Raw genomic sequence first — 3935 nt, forward strand, 5'->3', positions numbered from 1 at the left:
ATGGTGAATAATTTTGACTGCGGTACTGCTATTGACTATGTCGTTTATGGCAAAGGAGATTACCCTAGAATACTCCCAGTACGTAGTGCGCCTTTTCTCGCTTCAGGATAATAGCGGTTTCTAAATGCTTTACTCCTTTCACTCTAGCTAGTTCGCCTTTCGTAAAATCGGCGAGCTCGTCCGGGCTGGCAAACTGAGTCACGGCTACCACATTAGATCTACCTGTACTGGTACACAGCCACCTGACCTCTGGTCGTCTATCCAGGTGCTGTATCGCCGAGTCCAAATACTCCAGTTCTACATCAAGGGAAAGGACAGCCGCAAAAGGAAAACCGGCCTTTTCAGGGTCAACGACCGCCACGAGGCGAATCACGTTATTTTTGACCAGGTTCGCTGTCCTGCGGCGTACAGTGGCGGCGCTGACGTCAAGCTTCGCCGCCAGCACTTTGCTGCTCTGAGTAGCATCTTTTTCCAATAACTGAACTAACTGCTTATCTATTACGTCCATTGTGTCCACCTCTGCTCGGAAGGTAGCATATTCTGCTCAGTCTATAGCGAAAACGTGCTCCTAATTGCAAGGAAAGCAGAGCGATGGTAGAGACGGCAACGGCAACCCTTTGCAACAGAGTAGGAGCTTCATCGGTGGCCGCACTCCTGCAGGTCGCTGTTGGTCCAGGCTGAACCAACTGACCCGCAAATGCCGTGTATATTGATCATATTGATCAATAAGGTGATCATAATGATTAAAAAAGACGTTAATATTAATCATATTGTTGATACAGCTGAGAGATCGTGCTAGCTTGATTATTATGGCCCTGGATCAAGCAAACCTGGAGGAGGTAATCATGGGTGACATCCTGGATGTCATATCGACCAGAAAGAGCATCAGGCGATACAAGCCGGAGCCGATACCTGATGAGCTGCTGTTCAAAGTACTGGAGGCAGGGCGGTGGGCGCCTACCGGAGAGAATGACCAACCCTGGATATTTATAGTGGTCACGGATCCGGCAACGAGGAAAAGGATTGGTGAGCTGGGAAGGATAGAGACCGGAGCCTTCTGTACAGCAGAGTATGGCATGGGAAGGCTGCAGGAAAGGTTCGCAGGTGTTAAGGATCCAACAAACCGGGAACGCGTCATGCGGATGATGTACTCGGGTGAAACCTCGCAGATCGCTACCAATGCGCCGGTCATCATTGTCGTAGCCGGGACGGTCAACGCACTGAACACACCTTATGACCTGTGCGCGGCGATAGAAAATATGCTCTTGGAGGCACACGCCCTCGGCCTGGGCGGTGTCTGGGTAGAAGGACCAGCCGGACCTACGCGAAGAAAGAAGATTTTTAAGGAGCTGCTGGGGATACCCACTGGAATGGGTGAGTATCACATACAGGCATACATAGCTTTTGGTTGGCCCCTGGAAAAGAGAAAACACCCCAGGCCCAAAAAACCTCTAGAGGATTTGGTTCACTGGGAAAAATTTGGCAACAAGGAAAGAAATTAGATGAATAAGACCTCGTATTTTAATCAGTGTTTGGCCAGACACGAGGAGCTCTTGTTTCAGGAATTGGCTCAGGCGTCCATGTGGAAACCGGAATATGTGGGTATCGATTATATACAGTCGAAAGAAATCCAAGGCAATACCGTCGAAGAAGTTGTGGATAACTGTATCAAGGAAATGAAGGCGGATGGCTTGGTCAAGGACGCGAGCTACAAGCAGGGACCTGAAGGTATCTTGCTTAAGCTGGTTGTTCGAGGTTGTATGCACATGGAAAAAGAAGTCATGCTCAAAAAGAACGGTGTCAAACCGTATTGTTGTCCGATAACCAATATGATCTTCGATCGCATTTTGGAATTATTGGGCTACGAGATAACTTTTTTGGGCGGCAATCTGGAAGTAGATGAGGAAACAGGTGAATGCGTAATCAAGTGCGGTATTTGGGAATCAGCGGAAAAGGTTGGCGAGACCGTATCAGATTGGAAAAATTTCTAGTCCCGAATAATTAATGTTAATTCTTGATGACGAGCCGGGTTCCTGCGGCGTTATTATTGACACAAAAAGGGAGAGATCTTGATGCGAGAAGTGATTAATCCAAAAAACGTACACTGGCCTTTCGGGTTTTCACATGTCGTTAAAGTGGGGGATACTGTCTGGGTGTCCGGGCAACTACCTATGGATCAAGACGGTAATATCGTTGGTCAAGGCGATATGGCCATGCAGACCGAAAAGACCTATGAGAACCTGCAGAAATGCCTGGAATCGGTCGGGGCGACTTTACGTGATATTGTCATGCTGGGTATTTATGTCACCGATCTTGATGAGTTCGCCAGTAAAACAGCTGAAATACGCAAGAAGTACTTTGGCAAGTACCGTCCGGCGACCACGGGCCTAGAAGTCAGCCGTTTTTATTTCCCCGATGCCATGATCGAAGTCGAGGCTACGGCCGTCATCGGATCCGGTGCCTCCGATGAGGCAATAAAACCCAAACAAATATAAGAACCTGAAAGGTCATTGCGATGATTATTGATGCCGAAGTGCACCTCGTCGGTTCCGGTTGGGTAAGAGGAAAGTACGTGATGGCGGCGGCAAGAGCCGAGAGCGCGAAGTACAATCTGGCGCACAAGACAAATATTACGCCTGAAGACTATCTCGATAAGTATATGAGACCTTTTGTCGATCCGACTGCCGACAGACTGGTAGAGAATATGAATCAATCAGGCATAGACATGTCGGTTATCTGGAACGTGGATTGGGCTTACGCGCATACGGGAGAACCGCGGGTCACAAACAGGGAACAGAACAGGATTTTCGCGGATGTGGCGGAGAGACATCCCAATCGCTTCTGGCCGTTTTTCGCCATAGACCCCAGACGTCCCGATGCTGTAGAGCAATTTCGGGAAGCCATATTTGACTGGGGCATGAAAGGGTTAAGCCTGTATCCCGCCGCGGGATTTTACGCGAACGATCCTGTTTGTTTTCCTCTTTATGAAAAATGTGCCGAGTGGAAACTACCCGTAATCCTGGGATCGGGTGCGGGAGAAGCACACTGGGAGTGTTCCCAGCCGATGTACATTGCCTCGGCAGCTGAAATGTATCCTGATGTGAAGTTTGTGATGGCTCATTGTGGGCTGGAATCCTGGGAACAGGCATTGTTAGCCGCCAGGTTGCTACACAATGTCTATGCGGATTTCTCGATGCATCAGTGGAATCTGAAAATGCGTCCGCAAAGGTTTTACAACTGGTTGCGGGACATGCTGGATGAAGCCGGCCCCTGGAAAATGATGTGGGCCAGTGATTGGCCGTCGCAAGAAAATATAATACCGCGAGCGGAATGGCTAAATGCAATTAAAGAACCGAAGACAGAAGTACAGTTCGCTTCAGAGGAGATAGAAATAATGCTGGGGAAGGCTGCCCAGGCAGTCTTTGGTATTCCTGACTGACATTTTTCCAAGTGTATGTCCGCAACGGACGAAGAGTCTTCATCTATGCCGAGGACGACAAGGAGTGCCTTGACTTGATAAGGAGAAAAAAAGTGAGTGAAAAACTAAAAGCGAACTACCTGGATCATATATGCATCGCAGTGAACGACGTAAAAGAAGCAGAAAAGAGCTACATTGATGCTTTTGGCTGGGATGTAGCTTACCGGTATGTTGACGAGACCGAAAAGATAAGAGTTACCGGCTTTATGGTAGGACCGACAGCAATTGAGATCATGGAAGATCTTGACGGAACAGGGGAGGTAGCAAAATTTGTTAAAAGAGCTGGGGAAGGCGTTATGATCATAAGTTATAACGTAGATAACTGTGAGGAATCCCTGGAACAGTTAAAGAAAAATAAGGTAAGGCTGATCGATCAGAAACCCAGATGGTTCGCTGAGTATGAGAGAAATTTTGCTTTTATCCATCCTGCGGCGACCCATGGGGTTTTGACAGAAAT

At 48.2% G+C, this 3935-nt stretch carries 6 protein-coding genes; 5 read left to right on the forward strand and 1 reads right to left on the reverse strand.

Annotation, left to right across the window (positions count from 1 at the left end; all coding sequences use genetic code 11):
• Positions 1-64 precede the first annotated feature (64 nt).
• Entirely contained in the window at positions 65-508 is a 444-nt protein-coding gene (locus tag V3S16_RS12735) for an Lrp/AsnC family transcriptional regulator (protein ID WP_413885509.1), read from the reverse strand.
• A gap of 337 nt (positions 509-845) precedes the next feature.
• Between V3S16_RS12735 and V3S16_RS12740 the strand changes: the two genes are divergently transcribed.
• The 5 genes from V3S16_RS12740 to V3S16_RS12760 all read left to right on the forward strand — a co-directional run.
• Positions 846-1502, forward strand: a complete 657-nt coding sequence (locus V3S16_RS12740) for a nitroreductase family protein (RefSeq protein WP_413885511.1) — start codon at positions 846-848, stop codon at positions 1500-1502.
• Entirely contained in the window at positions 1503-1991 is a 489-nt protein-coding gene (locus V3S16_RS12745) for a hypothetical protein (RefSeq protein WP_413885513.1), read from the forward strand. It begins immediately after the preceding gene.
• Between the two features lie 81 nt (positions 1992-2072).
• Entirely contained in the window at positions 2073-2495 is a 423-nt protein-coding gene (locus V3S16_RS12750; protein WP_413885515.1) for a RidA family protein, read from the forward strand.
• A gap of 20 nt (positions 2496-2515) precedes the next feature.
• Entirely contained in the window at positions 2516-3439 is a 924-nt protein-coding gene (locus V3S16_RS12755) for an amidohydrolase family protein (protein ID WP_413885517.1), read from the forward strand.
• A 92-nt stretch (positions 3440-3531) separates the two neighbouring features.
• Positions 3532-3935: VOC family protein (locus V3S16_RS12760; protein WP_413885519.1), on the forward strand; the 404-nt coding region annotated here is incomplete at its 3' end.

Source organism: Candidatus Desulfatibia sp., assembly GCF_036446775.1.
Lineage (GTDB): Bacteria > Desulfobacterota > Desulfobacteria > Desulfobacterales > UBA11574 > Desulfatibia_A.